Annotated in this window: 25 protein-coding genes; 13 read left to right on the top strand and 12 right to left on the bottom strand. The window is 49.6% G+C overall.

All coding sequences use genetic code 11. The annotated features are described in order from the left end of the window. Positions 1-17 precede the first annotated feature (17 nt). A complete protein-coding gene (efp, locus tag A8707_RS15060) occupies positions 18-578 on the bottom strand; it encodes an elongation factor P (RefSeq protein ID WP_068818061.1) in 561 nt (186 codons plus the stop codon). 152 nt (positions 579-730) lie between these two features. On the opposite strand from efp, the gene A8707_RS15055 reads away from it, so the two are divergent. Together A8707_RS15055 and thiL are read left to right on the top strand one after the other, a co-directional pair. Further along, positions 731-1,846: a peptidylprolyl isomerase gene (locus A8707_RS15055; protein WP_082906374.1), complete on the top strand. Its 1,116-nt coding sequence runs from the start codon at positions 731-733 to the stop codon at positions 1,844-1,846. Continuing rightward, positions 1,847-2,839, top strand: a complete 993-nt coding sequence (gene thiL / locus A8707_RS15050; protein ID WP_068818060.1) for a thiamine-phosphate kinase — start codon at positions 1,847-1,849, stop codon at positions 2,837-2,839. Between the two features lie 8 nt (positions 2,840-2,847). Here the strand turns inward: thiL and A8707_RS29110 are convergent, their stop codons facing one another. Together A8707_RS29110 and A8707_RS15045 are read right to left on the bottom strand one after the other, a co-directional pair. Next, positions 2,848-2,985 (bottom strand): DUF6887 family protein, encoded by a 138-nt coding sequence (locus tag A8707_RS29110; protein ID WP_197484783.1) that lies wholly within the window; start codon positions 2,983-2,985, stop codon positions 2,848-2,850. Between the two features lie 32 nt (positions 2,986-3,017). Continuing rightward, complete coding sequence (locus A8707_RS15045; RefSeq protein WP_068818059.1) at positions 3,018-3,449, bottom strand: pentapeptide repeat-containing protein; 432 nt, start codon at positions 3,447-3,449, stop codon at positions 3,018-3,020. Between the two features lie 280 nt (positions 3,450-3,729). Here A8707_RS15045 and A8707_RS15040 point away from each other — a divergent pair, with 280 nt between their 5' ends. From A8707_RS15040 to A8707_RS15020, 6 genes are all read left to right on the top strand, one after another. Next, a complete protein-coding gene (locus A8707_RS15040) occupies positions 3,730-4,152 on the top strand; it encodes a hypothetical protein (protein ID WP_068818058.1) in 423 nt (140 codons plus the stop codon). A gap of 185 nt (positions 4,153-4,337) precedes the next feature. After that, entirely contained in the window at positions 4,338-5,675 is a 1,338-nt protein-coding gene (locus tag A8707_RS15035; RefSeq protein WP_068818057.1) for a four-carbon acid sugar kinase family protein, read from the top strand. 14 nt (positions 5,676-5,689) lie between these two features. Further along, on the top strand, positions 5,690-6,040 hold the full coding sequence (locus tag A8707_RS15030; protein WP_156518605.1) for a hypothetical protein: 351 nt from the start codon (positions 5,690-5,692) through the stop codon (positions 6,038-6,040). Beyond that, positions 6,010-6,180 carry a GNAT family N-acetyltransferase gene (locus tag A8707_RS30660; RefSeq protein ID WP_074382511.1) on the top strand — a complete coding sequence of 57 codons (171 nt, stop codon included), beginning with the start codon at positions 6,010-6,012 and terminating at the stop codon, positions 6,178-6,180. Before A8707_RS15030 ends, A8707_RS30660 begins: the two co-directional genes overlap by 31 nt. Positions 6,181-6,233: 53 nt before the next feature. Then, positions 6,234-6,611, top strand: coding sequence for a GIY-YIG nuclease family protein (locus tag A8707_RS15025; protein ID WP_068818076.1), 378 nt, complete (start codon positions 6,234-6,236; stop codon positions 6,609-6,611). A 4-nt stretch (positions 6,612-6,615) separates the two neighbouring features. After that, the gene (locus A8707_RS15020; protein WP_068818055.1) at positions 6,616-6,822 is read left to right on the top strand and encodes a hypothetical protein; all 207 of its coding nucleotides are present in this window, start codon (positions 6,616-6,618) and stop codon (positions 6,820-6,822) included. 201 nt (positions 6,823-7,023) lie between these two features. On the opposite strand, the gene ppsA is transcribed toward A8707_RS15020, so the two are convergent. Beyond that, a complete protein-coding gene (gene ppsA / locus A8707_RS15015; RefSeq protein WP_068818054.1) occupies positions 7,024-9,537 on the bottom strand; it encodes a phosphoenolpyruvate synthase in 2,514 nt (837 codons plus the stop codon). Positions 9,538-10,049: 512 nt separating this feature from the next. Here ppsA and A8707_RS15010 point away from each other — a divergent pair. Both A8707_RS15010 and A8707_RS15005 read left to right on the top strand, forming a co-directional pair. Further along, complete coding sequence (locus A8707_RS15010; protein ID WP_231948092.1) at positions 10,050-11,162, top strand: HAD family hydrolase; 1,113 nt, start codon at positions 10,050-10,052, stop codon at positions 11,160-11,162. A gap of 130 nt (positions 11,163-11,292) precedes the next feature. Beyond that, positions 11,293-12,111 (top strand): C39 family peptidase, encoded by an 819-nt coding sequence (locus A8707_RS15005; protein WP_068818053.1) that lies wholly within the window; start codon positions 11,293-11,295, stop codon positions 12,109-12,111. Positions 12,112-12,163: 52 nt separating this feature from the next. Here the strand turns inward: A8707_RS15005 and ilvB are convergent, their stop codons facing one another. The 3 genes from ilvB to A8707_RS14990 form a co-directional block, all read right to left on the bottom strand. Beyond that, positions 12,164-13,999 (bottom strand): biosynthetic-type acetolactate synthase large subunit, encoded by a 1,836-nt coding sequence (ilvB, locus tag A8707_RS15000; protein ID WP_068818052.1) that lies wholly within the window; start codon positions 13,997-13,999, stop codon positions 12,164-12,166. Positions 14,000-14,196: 197 nt separating this feature from the next. Further along, a complete protein-coding gene (locus A8707_RS14995) occupies positions 14,197-15,492 on the bottom strand; it encodes an MFS transporter (protein ID WP_068818051.1) in 1,296 nt (431 codons plus the stop codon). A gap of 198 nt (positions 15,493-15,690) precedes the next feature. Continuing rightward, positions 15,691-16,356, bottom strand: coding sequence for a hypothetical protein (locus A8707_RS14990; protein ID WP_197484782.1), 666 nt, complete (start codon positions 16,354-16,356; stop codon positions 15,691-15,693). A gap of 150 nt (positions 16,357-16,506) precedes the next feature. Here A8707_RS14990 and A8707_RS14985 point away from each other — a divergent pair, with 150 nt between their 5' ends. Next, complete coding sequence (locus tag A8707_RS14985) at positions 16,507-17,688, top strand: ferrochelatase (RefSeq protein WP_068818049.1); 1,182 nt, start codon at positions 16,507-16,509, stop codon at positions 17,686-17,688. A 259-nt stretch (positions 17,689-17,947) separates the two neighbouring features. Here A8707_RS14985 and dnaX read toward each other — a convergent pair whose 3' ends face one another. The 3 genes from dnaX to A8707_RS29100 form a co-directional block, all read right to left on the bottom strand. Next, positions 17,948-21,127 (bottom strand): DNA polymerase III subunit gamma/tau, encoded by a 3,180-nt coding sequence (gene dnaX / locus A8707_RS30485; RefSeq protein ID WP_068818048.1) that lies wholly within the window; start codon positions 21,125-21,127, stop codon positions 17,948-17,950. A gap of 67 nt (positions 21,128-21,194) precedes the next feature. Beyond that, a complete protein-coding gene (locus A8707_RS29105) occupies positions 21,195-21,713 on the bottom strand; it encodes an RpnC/YadD family protein (protein ID WP_068818047.1) in 519 nt (172 codons plus the stop codon). Between the two features lie 12 nt (positions 21,714-21,725). Continuing rightward, a complete protein-coding gene (locus A8707_RS29100; protein ID WP_068818046.1) occupies positions 21,726-22,142 on the bottom strand; it encodes an Rpn family recombination-promoting nuclease/putative transposase in 417 nt (138 codons plus the stop codon). Between the two features lie 142 nt (positions 22,143-22,284). Here A8707_RS29100 and A8707_RS14965 point away from each other — a divergent pair, with 142 nt between their 5' ends. Next, a complete protein-coding gene (locus tag A8707_RS14965; RefSeq protein ID WP_068818045.1) occupies positions 22,285-22,788 on the top strand; it encodes a hypothetical protein in 504 nt (167 codons plus the stop codon). A gap of 103 nt (positions 22,789-22,891) precedes the next feature. After that, positions 22,892-23,782 carry an alpha/beta fold hydrolase gene (locus tag A8707_RS14960; RefSeq protein WP_068818044.1) on the top strand — a complete coding sequence of 297 codons (891 nt, stop codon included), beginning with the start codon at positions 22,892-22,894 and terminating at the stop codon, positions 23,780-23,782. On the opposite strand, the gene A8707_RS14955 is transcribed toward A8707_RS14960, so the two are convergent. Both A8707_RS14955 and A8707_RS14950 read right to left on the bottom strand, forming a co-directional pair. Beyond that, complete coding sequence (locus tag A8707_RS14955; RefSeq protein ID WP_068818043.1) at positions 23,779-24,054, bottom strand: hypothetical protein; 276 nt, start codon at positions 24,052-24,054, stop codon at positions 23,779-23,781. The two genes, A8707_RS14960 and A8707_RS14955, sit on opposite strands and share 4 nt — an antisense overlap. A gap of 44 nt (positions 24,055-24,098) precedes the next feature. Continuing rightward, a complete protein-coding gene (locus tag A8707_RS14950; protein ID WP_068818042.1) occupies positions 24,099-24,338 on the bottom strand; it encodes a hypothetical protein in 240 nt (79 codons plus the stop codon). Between the last annotated feature and the right edge of the window lie 297 nt (positions 24,339-24,635).

Below are 24,635 nucleotides of genomic sequence, written 5' to 3'. Positions count from 1 at the left end.
GCGACTCAACCCACCGATTAATTTTCTCGACCTAGATAAGAATCGTCGCGGGTGTCTATCTTGATTTTTTCCCCGATCGTGATGAACAAAGGAACCATGACCTGAGCGCCCGTCTCTACAATTGCAGGTTTGGTGCCGCCCGTCGCGGTGTCGCCTTTCACGCCCGGATCGGTCTGAGTGACTTCGAGAACGACCGCGTTGGGCAGTTCAACTTCTAGGACTTGTTCGCCCCATTTGATGACGTTGACTTCCATGCCTTCTTTGAGATATTTGACGCGTTCACCGATCTGAGACACGCTGAGTTGCCCTTCTTCATAGGTTTCCATATCCATAAAGACGTATTGATCGCCATCTTTATAGGTGTGCTGCATCGTGCTTTTTTCGAGATTGGCTTGCGGCACCGACTCTCCAGCGCGAAACGTCCGCTCTAAGGTTTTGCCAGTGCGAACATTTTTTAGCTCAGTTCTGACAAATGCCGATCCTTTCCCTGGCTTGACATGCAAAAAACTGACTACCCGCCAGATGGCTCCATCTAGCTCAATACTTACGCCAGGTCGAAAATCATTACTAGAAATCATGAGTGATGACAGTTGGGGAGAATGTTCGGCACTTTATTTTACCGCTCAGTGCCCGCTTTTGATTAGGGTTGTTGATGACGATCGACGACGAATCAGCGACCCCTAACATGGCACAATCTGAAAGGGGTTTAACGCACGCGGGGAAAGTAGAGATGTCTTTTGGGAATAGTTGGATGCTGACTCAAGGTCTAGGTCGATTTGCAAGTCGCTTGCTCAAAGGGATGGCGCTTATAGTTTGCTTGAGCCTATGGAGTCTTCCGGCTCAGGCGCTGCCTCCCGGAAACCCGATCGTCAACCCTGAAGCGCTGCTTCGCTACTCGCTGCCGATCGACAACCCCGATGTTCGCAAGCTGCAATCGAGCTTAGAAGACATCACGACGCAACTGCGGGCAAATCGTCGCTGGGGAGCCGTGGTTAGCGATGTCAAACAGGCATATCGCATTCTCAGCGATCGCCCCACTCAGCTATTAGCCTCGATTCCTGATGACAAAAAACCTCAAGCAGAGGCATTCATCGAGAAATTAAAGACGGGCGTTGAGCAACTCCAAATCAGCGCAGAGGCAAAAGACAAAGAGCAAACCCGATCGCAGCGTGCCGATTTGCTGACTCTAGTCTCACGCCTTGAAGAATTAATGGTGCAGAAATTTCCGTATGAGGTGCCTGAAGAATATAGCAATCTGCCGCAGCTTAAAGGACGCGCTACCGTCACGGCAAAGACCAATCAAGGAGATTTGACGATCGTCCTCGACGGCTTTAGCGCCCCGGTGACAGCAGGAAACTTTGCAGACCTGGTGCAGCGCGGCTTCTACGATGGCTTGCAGTTTACACGAGCCGAAGATTCCTATGTGCTGCAAATCGGTGATCCGCCTGGAGCCGACGTTGGCTTTGTTGACCCTGCCACTAAAAAATATCGCTCAGTGCCTCTAGAGATTTTGGTGAAGGGCGACAAAGAGCCTCTCTACGGCATCACGCTAGAGGATGCAGGACGCTATTTAGATCAGCCTGTTCTGCCTTTCTCAGCCTATGGCGCTCTAGCGATGGCTCGTCCGGGTGAAGACCCAAACGGCGGTTCTTCGCAGTTTTTCTTCTTCTTGTTTGAACCAGAACTGACTCCCGCAGGCTTAAACTTGCTCGACGGTCGTTACGCCATTTTTGGATTTGTGACTAGCGGACGAGACGTGTTAGAAAAACTGAAAGCAGGCGACACGATCGAGTCGATGAAAGTAATCGACGGCTTAGATAACTTGGTCGAACCCAAAGCCGCTTAAATGAGTGATTCTCAAACGGTTCAAGCAATCGGCGAACAACGGCTGCTGAAAAAATTGCAGTCCTTTTGTCCGCCAGATGTAGTAGGCGATGATGCAGCCGTCTTGCCCACCGAACCTGGAAAACGGCTCGTTGTCACCTCCGATGTGTTGGTCGATCGGGTTCATTTCAGCGATCGAACCACGCCTCCTAAATCGGTAGGCTGGCGATCGGCGGCGGCAAATCTCTCTGATCTCGCCGCAATGGGCGCGTCGCCGCTAGGAATCACCATTGGGTTAGCGCTTCCGGGCGGAGTCTTAGTCAGTTGGGTAGAAGACTTATATCGCGGCATCACGGGCTGTTTGCAGAACTATGGAACTGTGATTGTCGGAGGTGATGTTTGTCGATCGCCCACCATTACCGTTGCCATCACTGCATTGGGACAAGTCGATCCCGATCGGGTTATTCGTCGCGCCACGGCTCAACCCGGAGACGCAATTTTAGTCACAGGCTTTCACGGCTCCTCGCGAGCAGGATTGGAACTCTTGCTGCATCCTGAATCGGGTCAAGAATTGGGTCAGGACGATCGCGCCTCACTCATTCAAGCCCATCAATATCCCAACCCTCGATTAGATATCCTGCCGTTTCTTCCTCAAACGCGAATTTCTGGAATGGATAGCAGTGACGGATTGGCGGATGCGATCGTGCAAATTTGTCGATCGAGTAGCGTGGGGGCGAGGCTCGATTGTCACAAAATCCCAATTCATCCTGCTTTAAAACGCTGGTCTCCAGACAAGGCGCTGAGCTGGGCGCTTTATGGAGGAGAAGATTTTGAATTAGTGCTGTGTTTGCAGAGAGAAGCGGCGCAAAGGTTAGTCGAGCAATTGGGAGGAGCGGCAGCGATCGTGGGCACCATCACCTCTGATTTTGATATCCGCGTCATCGATCCTAAAAATGAGACACCTGATGAGATTTTGACCCTAGAGCGAGGATTTCAGCACTTTGTCAGCGACTAGCTGGTTAATTACCTCAATATCTGTTTGAGAATCGATCGGGCAGCTATTTCTGAAGATGCGTCAGACGTGAAGCGATCGACAAGCGCGTGAAAGGCTGTCTCATCGTTAGGATGCGCCACACAGTAAGCCCGTAGAGCTTTCGTCATAGATGTGACACTTCCCAGATGACAAGCTCATACTAATCGCCTCCGACATTGATTCCACTGTTAAACAGTTCAGCGTTTTGAGTGTTGATGCCTGTCAACACCGCCCCCGCCGTGTCAGCGTTATACATTCTGACGCTCGCTAGATTGGCTTGACTCATGTTGGCACGATCGAGACTAGCATTGGTCATAAACGCGCCCGTGAGATTCGCGGCTTTGAGGTTTGCGCCTGTCAGGTCTGCTCCCTCTAAATTTGCGTCTGCTAAATTTGCGCCCTGGAGGTTAGCGTTTCTCAAATCGGCTCCTAGCAGGTGAGCGCTGCTCAAATTTGCCCCCGATAAATCACAGTTGGGACATGCACCCGTTTCTAAAAGTTGGTTTACCTGGTCAGGGTTTGCGGCTCCTGCTGGCAGAGCGAAACAGAGCGCTGATAAAAGCCCGATCGCTCCAATAAATTTCCCTTTCATGAGTCTTCCTCCAAAAAATCAAGCGGCTTGTTTAAAAAGTTTTTAAAGTTGAAATCGATAGGTTCATCGACTGACTCCATTCAACCGAAAAAACGTGAGGAAGTCGTGACTCTAATAGAAGAAATTTACCTACTCCAAGGGACAGGTTTCTGCGGCTGGACGGGAATGTTCTATTCGCTCAAACGTTTGAAGCGCTCAACAAATTTCAAGCTAACTCAGGTTTTTGACAAAACTTAACATAAGATAAATAAATGTATTGCATTTGGGTTGAGAGACAACGATGACTGGATTTATTGGCAGATTGTTTGGATCTAAAGACAAAGCGGTTGAAAAAGAGACCAAAGCCGAAGCCCCTGCCCCTGCAAAAAAAGAGCGACCTGCCGCAGATCCTAGTCCGACAGGTGCCTTCTTTCTAGACGCAGATTCCGCTGTCAGTATGGGCAATGTGGAATATATGCGGACGGTCAAAAAGGTGAAGCGCACCTACGCTAAAACGGTGGAGAGTCCAGATCACGTAGAGCAAGTGAAAGAAATCTCTGCCCTAAACGGAAAGATTTCGCTAGGAAATAACGGCTCTACTGCTCCGAATCCTGCCTCTGAGCCTCAATCCTCCGTTCCGCAAAACAACGAGACTCAACAGCGCCGCAGCAGCGACAGCAGCATGGATATGTTCCGCAACATGGCGAAAGATCTTCGCAAGTAAGTGAATCGCGGCTTGATAGAGTCCCAACCGATCGGACTTCGACTTCGCTCAGTCTTCGACTCTCATCTAGTGGGTTGAGCGAAGTCAAAATCTGTGAACAACGCGGTGAGAGATTCTATTTTCTCCCTTACTTTTTGGCGATCGTTTCCTGGTAGATTGAGCGATGAAAGACTGCCAGGTGAGCGATGGATATTCGACCCAAGATCATTGTTCTGGATGACGATCCTACGGGTTCGCAGACAGTTCACAGTTGTTTGCTGTTGATGCAGTGGGATGTCGAAACCCTTCGATTAGGGCTGGCAGACCAAGCGCCGATTTTCTTTATCCTCACTAATACGCGGGCGCTGACACCTGATAAAGCCGCAGCGATCACACGAGAGGTTTGTCACAACCTCAAGCAGGCATTGGCTTTAGAAGACATTCAAGATTTTCTAGTCGTCAGCAGATCAGACTCGACTTTACGTGGACACTATCCGATCGAGACCGATGCGATCGCCGAAGAACTCGGCTCGTTTGACGCTCATTTTCTGGTTCCCGCCTTTTTTGAAGGAGGACGCACCACCCGCGAAAGTGTGCACTATCTCAAGGTGAATGGAGTCGATATTCCAGTGCATGAGACGGAGTTTGCGCGAGACTCGGTGTTTGGATATCAGCATAGCTATCTCCCCAACTATGTCGAAGAGAAGACTCACGGCAAGATTAAAGCATCTCAGGTGACGCGATTTTTATTGGCAGATCTGCGATCGAGCGGAGGCAATTCTGAAGACAGTTTGCTTCGTGATCGGCTGATGCACTTGCACAATAATCAATGCTGTGTGGTCGATGCTGAGACGCAAGACGATTTGAACCGATTTGCGATCGAGGTGCTGGCTGCCGCATCTGAGGGCAAACGATTTCTGTTTCGCAGTGCCGCCAGTTTGTTGACTGCGTTGGCAAACTTGCCGCCTCAGCCAGTGTCGCCTGAAGCGATGGCGCAATATGTGCGAGGAGGCAAGCCGGGAGCGGTGATCGTCGGTTCTCACGTCAAAAAAACGACCGGACAGTTGCAGACGCTTTTACAGCAGCCGGGAACCGTGGGCGTTGAGATAGACGTGGCGCGACTGCTCAACCAATCGGATGATTCTGGCTTGCTGACCGAAACGGTTCAAAAAGTCCATGAGATTCATCGGGCTGGCAAAACGCCTGTGATTTTTACGAGTCGGCAAGAACTCACGTTTGGCAGCGTTCAGACGCGGCTAGAGTTTGGCGAAGCGGTTTCTAAGCTGTTGATGAAAGTGCTGCGTCAACTTCCGTCGGATGTGGGCTTTTTGATCAGCAAAGGCGGCATCACGTCAAATGACACCTTGAGTCAGGGGTTGTCATTGAGAACGGCAAGTCTTTTAGGGCAAGTGTTAGCAGGCGTTTCGATGGTGAGGACTCCCGCCGATCATCCTCAGTTCCCCAATTTGCCTGTGGTGTTGTTTCCTGGCAATGTCGGCGATGAAACGGCGCTCGCAACAGTCTATCAACGGCTAAGTAAATAGTTAGACCGATATTTATGAAGTCAATGCTCGATATGCAGATCCGAACGCTCTTTCATCAGGAAATCGATGCGGTTATTGAATTTCTTCAAGCAATGCTAGACGAGATGGCATCCTTCGGCGGTCATGTTTTGCAAAACTCGGATTCTGGTTCAAAATGGTTCCGCGATCGCATCCAAGTCCAGATCGAATCTCCTGATCATCTTTTTCTGGGTGTAGAACTCAACGCTCCATCAAACCAAATGATTGGCATCCTCGAAGCCAGCATTGCCAATTTACCTCCTGTATTCCTACCAAAATTATCCATCCATATCCACGCGATTTACGGTGAGCCTGAATTTGCCGCTCTGGAGTTGCGCGATCGCTGATAGAAGCAGCATTCAAATGGGAACATGACAAGGGCTGCACAGAAGCTGATCTTCATGTCTTGCAAAATTCATCAGCAAAATCGCTTTATGAGGATTTGGGATTTGAGACCTTTCAAATCGAGATGCGACGCAAATTATGAATTTGCAGAACTTGTGGGAGCCTGATTTCTGTTCAATTCGCCTTCTTGCTTTCATGCCAACGAACAATGCTGAACTTCAGGCTCAAGCTCGGAAGATTTTGGATGCGATCGCGTTCATTCCTTTTGAGCAATGCCATCCCCTAACCCGTGAATTTGATACCATTCCTGCTCGTCCCGGCATCTATGCAGTCAGGCACAGAACTGATGGATCACTTTATATCGGTAAAACCAAGAGCCTAAAAGGACGGTTCGGCGGTGGACACAAGGCTTTTTTGTGGGCTTGGCTCGATAAGTACAACGATGAAGATGTACGGATTGCGGCGCAGTTTATCTCTTACTGGGAAAACCCCGCGTTAGTATTGGAGCTAGAAGCCATCATACTGAGAGCCACTGAACCCCCATACAACGTTCAAATTCCAACCGAGAGGTAAAGCCATGCAAGCCAAACTTCAAGAGCAACTTTCTTCCGCTGATGCTGAAGTCATTTTGGCGCGTTTGCCAGAACGCATTCAAGCGGCTCTCGTTTCTCGTGCTGCGGAAATTGAATACCCGATCGAAGCGGTGGTTGAGATGGCGATTGCCAGTTTTCTCGATACGGAAGCATTAGGTTTTGTAGATTGCAAACCGGGGCGTGGGCAGTAAAACCGAGGCTTTGTCTAACAATTCTGTTGGAGCGGCAAGCATAGTTTTTGTGCTTCGATTTGGTCACATTGGCTGCAACAGTACCGTTCGATCGCTAGATTATCTGTAGAGCGAGGTCTTCCGAGTTTATTTTCTGACTTTCAGATAGTCACTTCTAGAGAGTGGTTTCTCTACAAACTTTAGCTGTTCAGAATGCAAGTGTTATTTGAGAATTGCCGCTTCGGTTTTAGCGATCGCCAGTCGCGTCTTCAGCACCGAATCGGGATTTAAGCTCATCGAGTCGATGCCCAACTCGACCAAAAACTCTGCAAACTCAGGATAGTCACTGGGTGCTTGTCCACAGATGCCAATCTTGCGATCGAATTCTTTAGCGGTAGCAATCACTCGCCGTAATGTGCGTTTAACGGCTTCGTCGCGCTCGTCAAATAAGTGAGACACTAGGGCAGAATCGCGATCGAGTCCTAACGTCAACTGGGTGAGATCGTTTGACCCGATCGAGAAACCGTCAAAAATCTCACTGAAGCGATCGGCGAGTTCGACGTTGCTGGGAATCTCACACATAACATAAACCTGCAGCCCATTTTCGCCCCGAATCAGTCCGTGTTTTGCCATCTCTGCTAAGACTTTTCGCCCCTCGTCCGGGGTGCGGCAAAACGGGATCATCGGAATTATATTCGTCAACCCCATCTCATCGCGGACTCGTTTAAAGGCTTTGCACTCTAGCCCAAATGCGTCTCGATATTTAGGATCGTAGTAGCGCGATGCTCCTCGCCAGCCCATCATCGGGTTTTCTTCGTGTGGCTCAAATTCGCTGCCGCCGATCAAATTTGCATATTCGTTGCTTTTGAGATCTGACATTCGCGCGATCACTGGTTTGGGATAAAACGCGGCGGCTAAGATGCCGATTCCCGATGCGAGTTTGTCTACAAAATAGTCGGAGAGGTCGCGATATTGAGAAGTCAACTGACTGATCTCCCATTTTGCCCCGTTGTCTTTGAGGGTGTCGAAATTCAGCAGCGCTAGGGGATGCACTTTAATGTAATTGGCGATGATGAATTCAGTGCGCGCTAGCCCGACCCCATCGTTGGGAATGAGTGAGAGTCTAAACGCCTCACGCGGGTTGCCCACATTCATCATGATCTTAGTATGGGTAGGAGGCAGGGCATCGAGTTCGAGGTGCTCGATCGCGAAAGGTAATAACCCGTCATACACACGCCCGTCTTCGCCTTCAGCACACGAAACGGTGACTGCTTGTCCATTTTTGAGGATGTCTGTGGCGTTATCACAGCCGACGATCGCCGGAATGCCCAATTCTCTCGCAATGATCGCAGCGTGACAGGTGCGTCCGCCTTGATTGGTAATCACCGCACTAGCTTTTTTCATGATCGGTTCCCAATCGGGATCGGTGCGCGTAGTGACTAAGATTTCGCCTTCTTGAAATTCGTCGAGTTTGCGAAGATCGACAATCGTTCTGACTCTTCCCTGTCCAATCATTTCACCAACAGCGCGACCGACTAACAGAGGTTCAACTGTTTGTTTACTGGTTAATTTGTATGTTTTAAGGACGTTCCCAGTTTTTTGAGAATGAATGGTTTCAGGTCGAGCCTGCACGATAAATAAATCGCCTGTTTCGCCATCTTTTGCCCATTCAATATCCATTGGGCTATCCGTTCCTCTCACGTTGGCGTAGTGATCTTCGATGATGCACGCCCACGCTGCCAGTTTGAGAATTTCGTCATCTTGCAGCGCATATTTTATCTGTTCTGATTTGGGCACTAAAACGTTGGTTGTCGATTTTCCGCCGCCGATGTCATAGATCATTTTGATCTCTTTGCTGCCCAACCGCTTCTCTAAAAGCGGACGGAATCCCTGCTTGAGCGTAGGCTTAAACACGACATACTCATCGGGGTTAACGACTCCTTGCACGACAGATTCGCCCAAACCATAAGCGGCTGTGATTAGAGCCGTGTCTCTAAATCCAGTTTCGGTGTCGATCGAGAACATCACGCCCGATGCTGCCAAGTCCGATCGCACCATTTTTTGCACACCGACCGATAAAGCAATCTCAAAATGATCAAAGCCTTTAGTGGCGCGATAAGAAATCGCCCGATCGGTAAACAGCGATGCAAAGCACAGATGACAGGCTTTGAGAACACGATCGATGCCGTTGATGTTCAAATAGGTTTCTTGCTGTCCGGCAAAGCTTGCGTCGGGGAGATCTTCAGCCGTTGCGCTCGATCGGACTGCCACGTCAACTCCGCTATGGCGACTGAGACAGGCTTCTAAATCGTCAGACGCGTCGCACATCTCAACCTCAACCCCATAGCGTTGAGATAACTGCACATAGCTAGCGGCGATCGCTTCATTTAACTCTGACGAAAAAGGGGTGTTTAAAATCAGAGTTCGCGCCTGTCTGCCTCGCTCTCTCAACAAGTTGACATCCGATACATCCAAATCTGCTAAGAGCCGCTGAAGACGGATTTTCAATCCTGCTTTTTCGATGAAGTGGCGAAACGCATAGGAAGTCGTCGCAAACCCAGTCGGGACATTCACACCTTTGGGAGTTAGCTGTTGGATCATTTCTCCCAGTGAGGCATTTTTACCGCCCACTAACGGCACATCTGCAATTCCTACTTGCTCAAACCACAGCACAAATGCTTTTTCTTTAAGATCTGAATTTATAGTAGAAATCTCTAATTTTTTGGCAGTAAACATTGCAGGCTCTCCCAATTATTGAATCTAATTGTTTGTAGAGTTTGATGGAGCGAAATAGAGGTGCACGCTAGCTTTACGAGGAGGATTGCAAGCGTTAAATCTTGTGACCTAAATAACTCTTTAATATCTGCGAGTCTAAGAGGATATTTGAAAAGTATGGAAAGTCTCTTCGCTACGATTGCGTTCCGCCCCGGACTGAAAGTCGGGGCTAACGGTGCGAAACCCGTTGAAACGGGTTGAATCGAGACGACATTAAGCTTTTAGTCCCTTTGGTGGACTTCGCACCGTTAGACCGTGATTTTCAATCACGGGCGGGTCATGCCACCAACGACTACTTTTAAAACATCCTCTAACGCCGCTTTTGCCAGCGTCATCTAGGTCTATTGTATTCCCGATCGTTGAATGCCTCTCAACAGATCTGACAAGATCGCTCCTAAAGTAGACATCGTATTCGGTCAGACTTTCTAAAATGAGGCGTTCTAGAATGAGATGTTGAACATCTGGAGGGCGGCATGACCAATGAGACTGAAACTATCACAAACTCCATCGACACAACGGTTGATTCTACGGTCGAAGAAGTCAAAACTCCTCCTGTTCATCCAGTCGTTGGAGTCGCAGGAGTCAGCACGATCGGAGGATTTCTCGGTGCGCTAGTGGCAGGTCCGATCGGCGCGATTTTGGGCGGCACGCTGAGCGCGTATGGGGCATCTCTCGAAAACACAAAATCCCATAAATCAGGTTACTACACCACCCGCAGCAGAATCGGCTCAATGCAGTCTGGGCAACCGTTAGATGCTTTACTAGATGTCAAAAAAGAACTGACTCAAGATACTAGCGGAGTTGCCGCCGGGATTCAGCAAGGGGCATCGGATCTTGCCTCAAATGCTAAGGCGACGATCGCTAAAGTGGGCGACAATCTCTCAGATCTCACAGGCTCAAAAAAAGGCATTCTTCTCGATGTTGATGGCACGCTGGTGATCAGCAACGATGCTCACGCCCACGCTTGGGTCGAGGCGTTTGCCGCATTTGGCTACGACATTTCGTTTGAGCAGGTGCGTCCATTGATTGGTATGGGTGCCGATCAGGTGGTTCCGCGTATGGCTTCAGAACTTTCGGGTGACGAAGGCGTAGGAAAACAAATCGCCGATCGTCGCAAAGAACTGATCATCCACAAGTTCGGTTCTAGCTTGTCTCCTGCACCCGGATCACGGGATTTGATTCTAAAACTCAAGCAAGAAGAATTTAAGCTGGTCGTTGCCAGCTCGGCAACTAGCGAGGAACTTTCAGTGTTGCTCAAAGCTGCCCAAGTGGATGATTTATTAGAAGAGGAACCGATTACAACGTCGGATGATACTGATACCTCAAAGCCTGCTCCTGATTTGGTGCAAGCGGCGTTAAAAAAAGCAAAATTAGACTCCGATCGGGCAATTATGTTAGGAGATACCCCTTACGATATCCAAGCTGCAAACGCGGCAGGCGTAGATGTAATTGCGTTCCGGTGTGGCGGTTTCGACGATTCTCAACTAGCGGGCGCACTAGCGATTTACGACAATCCCGCAGATTTGTTGGCGCAATTTGAGCGATCGCCCCTCAAACAGTTAGCGGCTAGCTCGATCGAGTCATAACCCCCCAAACCCCGCAGAGACTTTCCAGCGGAACGTCTCCTCAACATCGCAGTTGCCAATCGGGTAATCTGTACTCTCAGTCCTCTTTGACAAAATCTTTGAGGCATTCTATTGGATCAACGGTTACACTATGAAGCTGAAAGTTCTCCAAACCACCACATTCAAGCAGTCTACCGAAGATTCCGCACGGCTATCGGCTCAAGATAAAGTCAATATCGAAGCGGGACGGGTCTTCGAGATTCACTCTTGGAAACTGGTGGGCAACAATCACCTCAAGATTGCGCTAGTCATTGAATTTTTGAGCAATCCGCCGCGCAATACCTGGTTTGTCTATCTGCCCCACGTTCAGTTGATTAACAGTCAGGGACAGGTCACAACCGCCACGCGCAGACCGTCTCTGCCGATCGCCCTGCCGACGATCGGGCTTCCCGCAGCCAAGCGTTTAAACGTGCCCTATCGAAGTCAGTTAGACAATGCTGAAAATCCGGGGGGCGCGTGTAATGTCACCAGTTTTGCAATGGTGATGCGCTATCTTCAGATTCGGCAGAAGACCAATGCGGTGCAGTTTGAAGACGAACTCTATCGCTATATGGAGCAAAATCGGTTAAGTCGCCACGACCCAGAAGATTTGGCGAGAATGGCACGCGCTTACGGGGTTAGAGACGACTTTACGACGCAGGGCAGACTCTCCGATATTCGCAAAGCGATCGCCGAAGGTCGCCCTTGCATCCTCCACGGATATTTCACCAGTTTTGGTCATATCATCGTGATTCGAGGCTACGATCGCACTGGATTTTTTGTCAACGATCCCTACGGCGAGTGGACAGCCTACGGATATCGCAAAGACCTCACGGGCGAGAATTTGCACTACTCAAATAATCTGATTCAAAGCAAAAGTTCACCCGAAGGCGTAAATTTCATGTGGCTGCATCGACTTACCAAAGCCTGACCCAAACCGCCCTGAGTTCCCAATTGCTGAGAGCTAGGGCGGTTCAAACTCCCTATAGTTTGGTGCCACACTCAGGGCAGAACTTGTTACTGGTGACATTCTTTGCCCCGCAACTGCTGCAATACATCAGTTCAGTAGCGCGTTCTAGACTCTTGCGATCGGGCAACCCCAACATCTGAGCATTGCTCTTGCCCGGAGCCACCATCGGGTAGCAGTTTTCGTCTCGCTTGACTCGTGCATCCATCAGCACAGGTCCATCGTGCGCCAGCATTTCGGCAACTGCACTGCTCAACTCGTCGCGAGAGCTAATCATCATGCCTTTAATGTCATACGCCTCTGCTAGCTTGACAAAATCAGGCATTGACGGCTCCATATTCGACGACGAATAGCGCCCTTCCCAGAAAGCTTCTTGCCACTGACGCACCATGCCCTGCCAGCCGTTGTTGATAATCACAATTTTGGCAGCAATTCCATACTGTGACAGCGTGCCCAACTCCTGCAAGTTCATCTGAAAACTGGCATCGCCGCTAATGCAGATGACCTGCTCGTCCCCGACCGCAACCTTGGCACCCATCGCCGCCGGAAGCCCAAAGCCCATTGTGCCCAGACCTGCGCTAGAAATCCAGCGACGAGGACCGTTTTTGAGAAATTGCGCCGACCACATTTGATGCTGCCCAACATCGGTCGTGTAGAACGCGTTGGGAGCCTGCTGCGCCAATTCGACAATGACTTCTTGAGGAGACAGTTTATCAGGGTAGCGAGGCACTTCGAGCGGATAATCTTCGCGCCAGCGATCGATTCTCTCCAACCATTGGCTCGTGTGATCGGATGTAGCAGGGTCACCGTCTTCGTGACTGCGCTCCAGCAAATCGAGCAGAACCTGACGGACATCGCCGACGATCGGCACGTCGGGCAATCGCGTCTTGCCCACTTCTGCCGGGTCGATGTCGATGTGAATCACCTTGGCACGCGAAGCAAATTCGTCGAGTTTGCCTGTGACTCGATCGTCAAATCGCGCCCCAACTGCAATCAGCAAATCACACTCTGTCACCGAGAAGTTGGCGTAAGCAGTGCCGTGCATTCCCAGCATTCCAACGGCGAGTGGATGATGCTCATCAAACGCACCAATGCCCATTAAAGTAGTCGTGACGGGAAGCTGAAAGCGTTCCGCGAGTTCTTTGACTTCAGCGTGAGCATTGGCAGCGATCGCGCCACCCCCTACGTACAGCAGCGGCTGTTTAGCCTGCCGAATCAGCTTCAATGCCTGTCCAATCTGGCGCGGGTTGCCCTTTACCGTCGGGCGATATCCTGGCAGTCGCACAGAACCCGGCTCAACAGGCTCATAGTCAAAGATCTCAGTGCCGACATCTTTAGGAATATCGACTAACACAGGTCCTGGTCTGCCTGTGCTGGCGATGTAGAACGCTTCTGCGATAATCCGCCCCATGTCTCTAGGGTCACGCACCACATAGGAATGTTTGACGATCGGCAGCGTAATTCCGTAAATATCCGTTTCTTGAAAGGCATCACTGCCGATCGCAGATCGAGGCACTTGCCCTGTCACTACCACCATCGGAATCGAATCCATGTGTGCGGTCGCGATTCCAGTAACCAGATTGGTCGCACCGGGACCTGACGTGGCAAAACACACGCCAACCTGCCCTGTTGCACGAGCATATCCGTCGGCGGCGTGGGCTGCCCCCTGCTCATGTCTAACCAAGATGTGCTGAATGCCGCCGATCGCTTCTGCCTTATAAAGCTCATCATAAATCGGCAGAATCGCTCCACCTGGATACCCGAAGATGTGCTTAACGCCGTGCCGTCTAAGGCTGTCAATGAGCGCAAAGCCACCTGTCACCCGCTGTACTGCCACTCGTTGCAATTGCACTGGGGAACCTCGCCAAACCGTCTAAGTGGATAATTTTGTATCTTAAAGATGCAATAGATAGAGATCCAGTGTAGTGCCGATTCTGATCCCTGTCGAGACTCATTGTGGACGATCGAGCCACGACCCTACCTACCTCTACAGTCTAGTCAATTTATGCTTTGGTGATTGTGTCAAATTATGCTGACATTCTCATCATCTCAAACTACATCTCGCAAAACTTGTCGAGTGCTGCGCCATGCCCAAACGCCCACGATCGTCACGACAACACTCATACCAATCAGCACCGATCGTAGCCCCAGTTCAGCTTGAGGATTTCGGGCAACCAGATTATTAATCGCGTCAATGAGCGGTCCTGTGATCGCCAGAGGCAGGCTGAGTGCAATATTTACAATGTTATTTTGAAAGCCAAATACTTTGCCGCGCATCGCCTCTGGAGTGCGTTGCTGAATTACAGTCTGCATTGGCACCGCAACCAAGGAGGCTCCTAACCCAAAGAAGCTAGATAGTATGAAACTCAGCTCTTTGTTGGAGGTAAACGAAAACATCGTCAGCACAAATGCCATGCAGACAAACCCCACCAGAGGAAGCGGCTTGTGGCGGAAGCGATCGCCCCAATGACCCAGTGCTCCTGCCCCAAACACCATGCCTACGCCTGCCGCAGCCAGCAATAGCCCAAACTGCGTTGGCTCTAGCCCAATTTTGCTCGTCAAGTTGACCGTTAAGACCACTAGAGCCGCCAGCACCGAGTAAAGAATCATGAGTTGCAGCATCGCATAGCTGACCAACCGATCTTTCCTCAAGTAGGCTAACCCCTCTTTAAAGTCGCTCCACGGATGCACAACCGCCGTCTCGGTTTGCCGCTTTCCCTCTTTGAGAGGAACCAAATAAAGCACAGTTCCAGCCAAGAAATATAGCCCACCGACTAAAATTTCTCGCCCCCAATCAGCATTAAACTCAACCGCCTTGACTAGCAGAGAATCACCGATCGCGAATCCTACAATCAACGAACCCATCATTGTCGTGGTGAAGACTGCATTCGCTGTTAGCAGATTCTCTCGCTTGACCAATAAGGGAATCGCCGCTTGTTCGGCTGGTGCAAAAAACTGAGTCAGCACCGACTCTAAAAAGGCGATCGCCAATAAAATCCCGAATGCTTTTGGCAAAAATGGTAGGGGTAGCAACAACAGCATCACTCCGCGCCAAATGTTGCAGCCGCTCAAGATTGCCTTCTTATCGTAACGATCGACAAAAATGCCTGCCGCAGATCCAAAAAAAATGGCGGGTAACGTGGCTGAAATCATCACCGCAGAGCGCATTGAGTTGGCGGTTTCGGGAGAAGAGCCATAGTCATTTAGCAACGCAATCAACAACACAAAAAATACTTTGTCTGCCAGTTGAGACAAGATTTGACCAGTCCACAACAGCATGAAGGGACGATTGTGAAGCAGCGCTAAAAAGCCAGTTCGAGAGGGCTGAGAACGAGTGGGAAGCATAGAATCAATAATCGCCTAAAAATCAGGTGAAACCCCTCTCTGTGGGTCAAGTCTAAACATTATGCAGTGTCTAGTTAGACCCATCACAACTGTATCTGAAATACACTCTAGCGACAGTCTGCCCAGATGACTCTTGAAGAGGACGTAAAGCCGAGATACGTTGTAATAGACCTCCTGCGTGAATACTTCGCCCTCACCCTAGTCCTCTCCCCAAGGAGAGGGAACAGGAGGTTCTAGCTCCCTTCTCCCCAGGGAGAAGGGTTGGCGAGGGCTTGCCCCACTGCGTGAGGAGGGCTGTCCAGATTCACGCAGAAGGTCTAATGTTGCGCTTAGTTCAGAGGTCTCATATCGCTGCACTAGCGCAGTTATAAAACTGGCGGCAGTAGTTGAGATTGAGCGGGAGTCTTTGTGTGCAGGTGTCCATTGCCCTTGAACGGTCTGGGGCGATCGCCATAATGTCAAATGATCCACGGCAGGGTCAGCATAGAAATTGTCTGAGCTATCTCCGTCAAGCAGCGCCGAACTCCAAGCCGTCAAGCGATCGTGACTGACGCGATGAATCGGAAAGTTTCCAGCGAGAGGAACGCCCCATCCATCCAGCGCAATCAATGCTTTAATTCTGCCACCCTGGTTTTGCCAGAGACGAGCCGCCCCAATCGCGCCCACAACCCCAGCGCTAAATGCCACGAAAAGCAAAGGCTCGATCGAATCCGCATCTAACAAAAACTTTAAAATGTGGAGAGGAGAATAGGCAGGCGCTTTTTCGGCTGGAAAAATAAGAGGACTGTGGCTGAACTGCAAGTCTGCAATAAAGCATTGAGTGAGTTCTGATGAATGAATCCCCGGACAGATCACAATATTCATCAGGTGCATCTGTGCTGAATCATCATTTCTCTCGCTTTAAGGTGATTTTAACGCCCTATGGGGAATGTTAGCCTTGGATAGGTGAAGATTTGCACCATATTTCGCGTCATGACAAGTTAGTACCATCTACGTTTATTTGAGGAATCAAAAGTGGTCGCTACCCCCGAAAAAATCTACCAATCTAAATTAGAAGCCTCGACCCCTAGCGATCGCGTTGCCGTCTTGTTAATGGGCTACGGCGAGGTCGAGAGCTATGAAGATTTTGCCAACTATAACGAGCAGGCGCTAAACCTGTTGACCGCCAAATTTGCTCCAGTTCCGACTTGGGTTTATCCACCTTTGGCAAAGCTTTTAGCGGTGTTTGACCTGCACGAATGGAGCCACCAACACGATCACTTTATTTCGCCCCACAACGCCATTTTTGAGCAGCAGCGAGCAGGCGTTGAGAAAGCGCTGCAAGAGCGTTGGGGCGATCGCGTCAAAGTCTTTAAAGCCTTCAACTTCTGTAAGCCTTTCTTACCTGATCAAGTTTTAGAAGAAGTCAAAGCAGAAGGATTTGACAAGATTCTGATCTACCCGCTTTTGGTCGTAGATTCGATTTTTACCAGTGGAATTGCCGTTGAGCAAGTCAATAATGCCCTGTCATCTCTGGCAGATCCGGGTCAAGAACACTGGCTGAAAGGAACCCGCTACATTCCTTCTTTTTATGCAGAGCCAGAGTATATCAATTTGATGGCGAAGCTTGTCGAAGACAAAATTAAGTCTGATTTAGCGGTGGCGCACCTGCCCTCTCAAATCGGGATCGTGCTGATGAATCACGGGTGTCCGCACAAGGCGAAAGGCTTTACGTCAGGCATTGATGAGAGTCAAAAACTCTACGATCGGGTTCGCGAACGTCTACTTTACAAGTATCCTTTAATCTCGGTGGGCTGGCTCAACCACCAAACTCCCCTGATCGATTGGACTCAACCCAACGCAGACTTAGCGGCACGAAACCTGATCGATTTGGGAGCAACTGCGCTGGTGTTTATGCCGATCGGGTTTGCCACCGAAAATCACGAGACGCTGTTAGATGTCGATCACATCATTCACGGGCTGCGTAAAAAGCGTCCTGATGTGACCTATGTGCAGATGGCGTGCGCAAACGACGACCCTGAATTCTTGCAAATGGTGGCAGACTGGGCGCATCCGCAAATTGAGGCGCTGATGTCAGAGCAAGCAATGGCGGTGAATCCATCGTTGGCGGGTTCGCAGCCCCATCATCATGATCATCACGGTCATAGTCACGCAGAGCACGATCACGGTCACGATCATGGACATCATCACCACTAGGATTTTCTAACGCTGGATGATGGATAGAAGTAACGGCGTTGCTGAACTGGTGGATAAACTTCTTCTAGATTGACCCTCACCCTAGCCCTCTCCCCAAAGGAGAGGGAACGAGAATTCTGGCTCCCTTCTTCCTGAGGAGAAGGGTTGGGGAGGGCTTGCCCCACTTCGTGAGGAGGGCATTTCACATCTGCATTCAGCAACGCTAAGAAATCTACTTCCACACGCTTTTGTCAGCGATGTCCACAATGTATTCCGAAGATTAGAAATCGACATCTTCCTCGTCGTCATCTTCGGGTTCTTCTGGCTCGATCGTGTCTGCTGCTAGAGGACTAATCACCGTCAAATCAGAATCAATAGGCACCTCTAGGTCATCGTCTAGGTTGACAACGGCACCGTTAAACGCGTAGGCAAGGCTTTTTGCACCTTTGGTGGCTTCATCTTCTTCCCAACCCTTTGTTTGAGTCAAATCAGGCGCAGTCACTTCTTCAGGCGGCTTGACCACGGCAGGAGCTGTCTCAACAATCTCGCTGACGGTAGGAATTGGAGACACTTCAGGCTGGGGTTGCCGATTAGGTTCTGGAGGGCGATTGGTCGAAGGCTGCTCAGGTGTTCTAGAAGCATCTTGATCGGCGATCGACCACGCAGAATTTGATGTGCCGACCTCTGACACTTGCAGGCTCACTTTCACGGCTCTCTTAAGCGCCTTAGCCGATGCCTTGCCAATCTGCGGCAACATCCGTTGAATCATTTTAACCATCGACTCGCCCCGAACGCCGACTATCACCTCGTCTTTGCTCACGGCTAAGAGGTGACAATTTGCACTGACAATCCCTTTTGTAGACGGGATGTCAACATAGCTGAGAATCTGCTGCCAAGTTCCGGCTAGTTCGTCATCAGCATCCTTCGGAGTTGCTGTGGTTTCAGGCAGAGTCGCAGCAGCCTGAGGAAATTCGGGAGCGGCTTCTCGCACGATAGGCTTAGAGATTTGTGGCAGCGGCTCTTGAGCGGTAGGCACGATCGACGGCTGAACTGGGTAAGTCTCACTGGATTGACCGACGATCGCGGCAGGCATCAACCCCAGCAGCGTCAATTCTAACCACAAGCGGGGCTGAGTCGTATTTTTAAGCTGTAGTTCACTGCTGCGTAAATGCTGCTGCCCCACGAGAATGGTTCCTAAGTCTTGCGTTTGGGCAAAAGTGCAGAGCTTTTTCCAAGTGGGCGACGTGAGCGCCACTAAATCGCTGCGAGTGGGTGAAGTCTTAGCAATCAGCAAATCTCGGTAGAAACTCGCGAGGTTTTGCAGCACAATAAGCGGCTCTCGTCCTCGATCCATTAACCGACGCGTGTGGTCAAGAACGGCTTCTGAGTGGCTCGTCGCGATCGCTTCTGCCAATGCCATCAAGTCTTGTTCTGGCACCGCACCGACTAAATCCCAGACTCGATCGACGGTAACTTCGCCTGCTAACAAACTAAGCTGATCCAGCAGACTTTCGGCATCGCGCAATCCGCCTTGAGAAATCTGAGCCACTAGGTGTAGGGCATCGTCCGCGATCGAGATGTCCTCTTTTTCGGCAATCATCGCTAGATGCTGCACCATTGGCTCTAACGGAATTCGGCGATAGTCAAAGCGCTGACAGCGAGAAATAATGGTCGGCAACACTCGCTGAGGGTCAGTGGTTGCCAAGATGAAAACGACGCGATCGGGCGGCTCTTCTAATGTCTTCAACAACGCATTGAATGCCGCTGAACTAAGCATGTGACAGTTGTGAACGAGCAGACCATTGGCGACAAAGTTATGGTTATCCTCGACTTCAATGTCATACACCCGCTCAACTCCAGCGAGGTGAACAGACTCGATCGTCTCCAAACTTGTATTCCATTGAGGGGATTGAGAAAGGTTTAAGGTCTGACAACCAGTTTTTAGACGCGTCTGCTCCCATAGCAGTGTAGAAATAGGTCTTTCCTCCACTTGCCCTTTTGTACGATCGGACTTTGGTAGAGTATCCCAACCCAGTAACCCAATCAGCGATGAGTTGATTTTCTTCAGCAGAATATCCTTCTGTATGAAATTGAATTTGAGGGCATCCGTGGGGTGTGAGTGAGAGAGAACCGTCGTCCATATACCACCAAGCCAATCCTTCAGGCGTAATCTGGCGAAGCCATTTCTCTGAAACGATCTTGCGATCGTAGGTAGATTTAATAACGTCAGAGATTGGTTTGAGACTGGGGTGGCAAAAGGTTTGGCAGCAAACGGAGACATCCCCGTATCCAGCATTAGGGACGATGCGGAGGATAGGGCGTAAGGCTGAAAGGCGAGAGGCTTTATATACCATCCAATCTTGCTGCTTAATCCCGTGTGTCCAAGATAATCTAGGAAATCTGCTGCGAGGGTTTGGATAAGTGATGGCACCATCTCCCAAGAGAGTTCCGTAAACAAGCCCCAAGATTTCTGCATCCAGTTCTTCAGAGTTTGCAATAAACTGCGTGGTTCGGTAGTCCCAAACTCCATGCCCTTTTTTGTAGGGATGCTTCTGCCAATAAGATTTGATGGTGAGAATTCCTGCCCCTTTTTTCTGGAGAAAGGCAGGCAAGTCAAGTTTGTCACCGCAGCCACAGGCACAAAATGGGCAAAAGACTTCAGCTTGGTCAAGGATTGCATCCAAGTTGTACTCTTTCCGCCCGTAAGCGTTTCTCTTGAATTGATGACCTGTGTAAAATCTGCGGATTCTGCCATCCATCCCGTATCTGTAGATGGAGGTGCCACAGCCACATTCACAGGGGATAGTATCTTCACTCCTTCTTTCACGTCTTTTGCGGCTATCCATCCGTTGTCAGTTCTAATCAAATGGTTGTCAGTGCAGCGAATCTCACGGTGTGTAGTTTTAATAACCAGGGTTTGCCGCTCTCCTTGGTCTAGCCATCTCAGAACTTTTTTGTACTCCCACTTGTTTGATACATCGCTGTAGCTGAGAACTTGCTTACCCTTAAGACTTGCATCATCAATTCTGACCAGTCCTTCGCTCGTCTCGATTAAAGTGTCTCCCGTTAAACATTCGTCAATCACATACACTTTGTATCGACACTGCACTGGGGCAAACTGCGCTCTCTCGATCAATTCGCGGATGTTATCAACCCCAGTGTTACTTGCCGCATCGATCTCAATTACATCCAACGCAGAGCCATTGGTGATAGTTCGACAGGTTTCACACACGCCGCAAGGGGCATCGGTCGGCTCGTTTACAGCGACGCAGTTCAGCGATTTTGCAAAGATTCGAGCGCTGGACGTTTTCCCCGTTCCTCGTGCCCCGGTGAATAAGTAGGCGGGTGCAATTCGTCTTTGGCAAAGTGCGTTAGAAAGCGTGGTCGAGATCGCGTCTTGCCCGACCAGTTGGGCAAAGGTTTGTGGACGATATTTGTGATGGAGCGGTTGATAGGTCATCGGTGTAGATCAGATTCCTATCTTTTAGAGTAAGCGAGATTGTAGTAGAACAAACGCACTAGTTAAATCAGTCGTCAGTACCTTGAGATTGCGAGGTCTGTAGCTGCTGAATTTGCTCGATCGAGAGATCGGTTATTCGAGCGATCGTCTCGATCGGCATCCCCTCTTGCAACATCTTCTGAGCAATACCAAATTGCGCGCTCTGTCGTCCCCGTTCTAGTCCTCGTTCTAGTCCTCGTTCTAGTCCTCGTTCTAGTCCCTTACGCATTCCAATTCGTTCAGCATTTGTGACATAAGCCATCCTTTGTGCCTCCTCAAATTGCTTTAGTTCTTTCCAAAACTCTTCCTCTAGAGCCTCTGGCAAGATCATAACCCAATCGGTAAATTCATAGAGATGGCGGATGTCTTGCCGACTCCAGCCTTGCTCATATAGGCGACGCAGCAGACCAAACTTCCACTCTTTGCGTCGTTGCGGATGCCGTTTCGTCTCTTGAGTTTTGAGATGCGCCATTACAACCGTTGCGAACAGGTTATCGCTGGCTTCGAGTTCTGACCACTGAGATCGATAATCCAATAGTTTAACCATGCCAAACTCAAACTATAGCCGAGTCGCCGGACGTTCGAGAACACAAGCCTGAGGTCGCCAAGCTGAGTTTTCGTCACACAAAATTGCCAAACTGGTCGCTAGGGTCTGAAAGCGATCGAAGATCCGAATACTATAGGTCAGCATCCGCTCCGCAAACTCGTCTTCCTTCTGAGCTTGGATCTCGACGTGAACCAACAAATAGGTCGCTTTGCCGCTTTTAAGTCGAACTTTAACGAGCTTGTCAGCATAGCGTTTGCCCTGTTCTGCATCGGGAGCAATTTGCTGGAATTCTTTGTCGAGAAATTCATATGGTTTCTCCCAATCAATCACTTGAGCCACTAGAGGAAAGAAAAAGTGAATCGCTTCTGGAAAATATTGCCGCAGAATTTTCTTCCAGGGCGAGTCTAAATCAGCACGTTTCTTTGACATAAATCAAATAGTTCAAGCGAACTAATCTTATCGCCTTTTTTCAATACAAATGTTCTATATTTGTGTCTGAACGTAATTTTCTGTCGATATTTCTGACTCACGTTCTAAGATCGAGTCAGTGCTTTGCTGATTAGATTCTCCAATGGTTCAATACACGCTTGCCCAAAGTCCCGAAGTCATTCTTACCGTTCCAGGTAAAGATTCTGCAAAAGCCCGTGAAAAGGCGATGGATCAACTCATGGAACTGATGGATGACGGCAAACTCCCAACTGATCTCACAGATGGGTTCAGTCCAAAACAGTTTATTGAAGTCAAAGATCCAGGAGCGATCGCCACCGGAGATGACGATTCGCTCAATCAAGCCGTCCAGATTTTGAGCAGTCTCGCGACGCTGAAGCTAAAGGCTCAAGAGTCACGCAACGAGGCGATGCAAGTCCGTGAGCAGATTGATATTTTGTTTTCAGACGATCTCGTCAGCGAGGAAGAAGTCACTCAACTCAAGGATGGCTTCAAAGTTCTCAAAGCCTATGCTCAAGTCAACTTGCGCTATCGAGAAGCGCGCGCTCAGGCAGAAGAAGCTCGTGCGGTGTTAGACCAGGCGCTGCAATCACCGCCAGAGCCAAAGTCTCAAAAGGGCAAAGGGTAAGGCTAACTCTTTCTGACGAGAGCTAGTTTTTGACGAGATCTGGAAATTCTGAGGATTAAAATATTATGATGAAGTTATCTTAAAAAAACTTCACACAACTGCCGTGACTGTAGAGCAACTTCCAACCTCAGTTCCCTTAGAGACGCAAATCTGGGAATGGCAAGGGCACCAGATTCAATATGCGTCTGTTGGTACTGGGCAACCTTTGGTGTTGATTCATGGCTTTGGAGCCTCGATCGGGCACTGGCGTAAAAATATTCCCGTTCTTGCTGCCGCTGGCTATCAGGTTTTTGCGCTTGATTTGCTGGGGTTTGGTGGCTCTGCAAAACCTGCCTTAGAGTACACGCTAGATGTCTGGGTAGAACTGATTCGTGACTTTTGGGTAGCCAAGATTCAGCGACCTGCGGTGTTTGTCGGCAACTCGATCGGCGGTCTGATCTGCCTAATGATTCTCGCAGAACACCCTGAAATCGCGGCAGGAGGAGTTTTGCTCAACTCAGCCGGAGGACTCAATCATCGTCCTGATGAATTAAACTTGCCCCTGCGGTTTGTGATGGGCAGCTTTGCCAAACTGGTCAGTTCTAAAACGCTGGGACCCTGGCTGTTTAATCGAGTTCGTCAAAAAGCTCGAATCCGCGGCAGTCTCAAACAGGTTTACAAAAATCCTGAAGCCATTACCGATGAGTTGGTCGATTTGCTGCACGCTCCCTCGTGTGATCCGGGTGCTCAAGCCGTGTTTGCGTCTATCTTGACTGCCCCCGCCGGACCTAGACCCACCGAGTTGTTACCCCGCATTCAGGTTCCGCTTCTGGTTCTCTGGGGAGAAGCCGATCCGTGGACTCCGATCGCCGGAGCGCAAGTCTATCAACAAATGACCGAAACCCACGACGTTCAGTTTGTCGGAATTCCAAACACGGGGCACTGTCCTCACGATGAGCGACCTGAAGTGGTCAACCCTTTGATTCTGAACTGGCTTAAAAAGATAGAGCATTAGAAATTCAGAGACCCTTGGCGCTCTACGATCGCTGAGGCTGCTTGTGTGGGAGCGATCGCGTGTGCCTGTGCAGTGGGTACAAGAGTCCAGCCTGCTTGTCGGAGCCGCTGATAAGTGGTCCAACCTTTAGAAGCACCAGGGATCGTTAAATCAGGGACTCGATAATGAGGGAACGCGCTGTAGGGCTGCCAGGGTCTATTGGCGTGTTCTCTCAGGTGCAGGATTTTGTTTCCGCCACCCAAGCCAGATAGCCAACACATTTGTCCATTCATAATTTTTCTCCTTAAAGTATTCGACAAATTCTTTCTGACCCCGATTATTCAGCTTGCGTCAAAGGCTGGGTGAAGTTTTTGGGTCTCAAAAGCAGCCAACCTACGAGAAAAAAGACAGCGGTCAAAATTTGAAGCAACTCTGGTGGGGTAATCATGTGGTCAGAGAAAACCGTTGCCCCTCGTTCTAACGCGCCAAAGAGCCATGCTGGAATGCAGAGTATCCAAATTCCCTTTCTCAAGCTGGCTAAAAATGCAGCGACTTCTAATGAGTGTTTCTGATTCATGGAGTGACTTGGTTTCTAGAGATATAATCCGAGCGTTATCCTAAACTTCACAGGGCTACGATCGAGTTATGCCTAGAATATGTAACTCTTTGTTAAAGTGAATTGATAAAAAGACAGACTTGTGTAGCTAGAGAATTCCTCTAAAGATAGATTGAGAAGTCTACCGATCGCGAGGCGCTTCAGTGAATTTACTGAGTAAACGGGATACTCAGATTAAGGATGGCGATTTATCTAGTCAATATACCGAGAAGCCCGGATGTAATCGTAGAAAAATTTAAGTATTGATCGTATACCCTG

The organism is Phormidesmis priestleyi BC1401 (assembly GCF_001650195.1).
In the GTDB taxonomy this organism is placed as follows: Bacteria; Cyanobacteriota; Cyanobacteriia; order Leptolyngbyales; family Leptolyngbyaceae; genus Phormidesmis_A; species Phormidesmis_A priestleyi_B.
The sequence above is the reverse complement of the archived record's forward strand: the minus strand, read 5'-3'. Positions and strand labels throughout refer to the sequence as shown.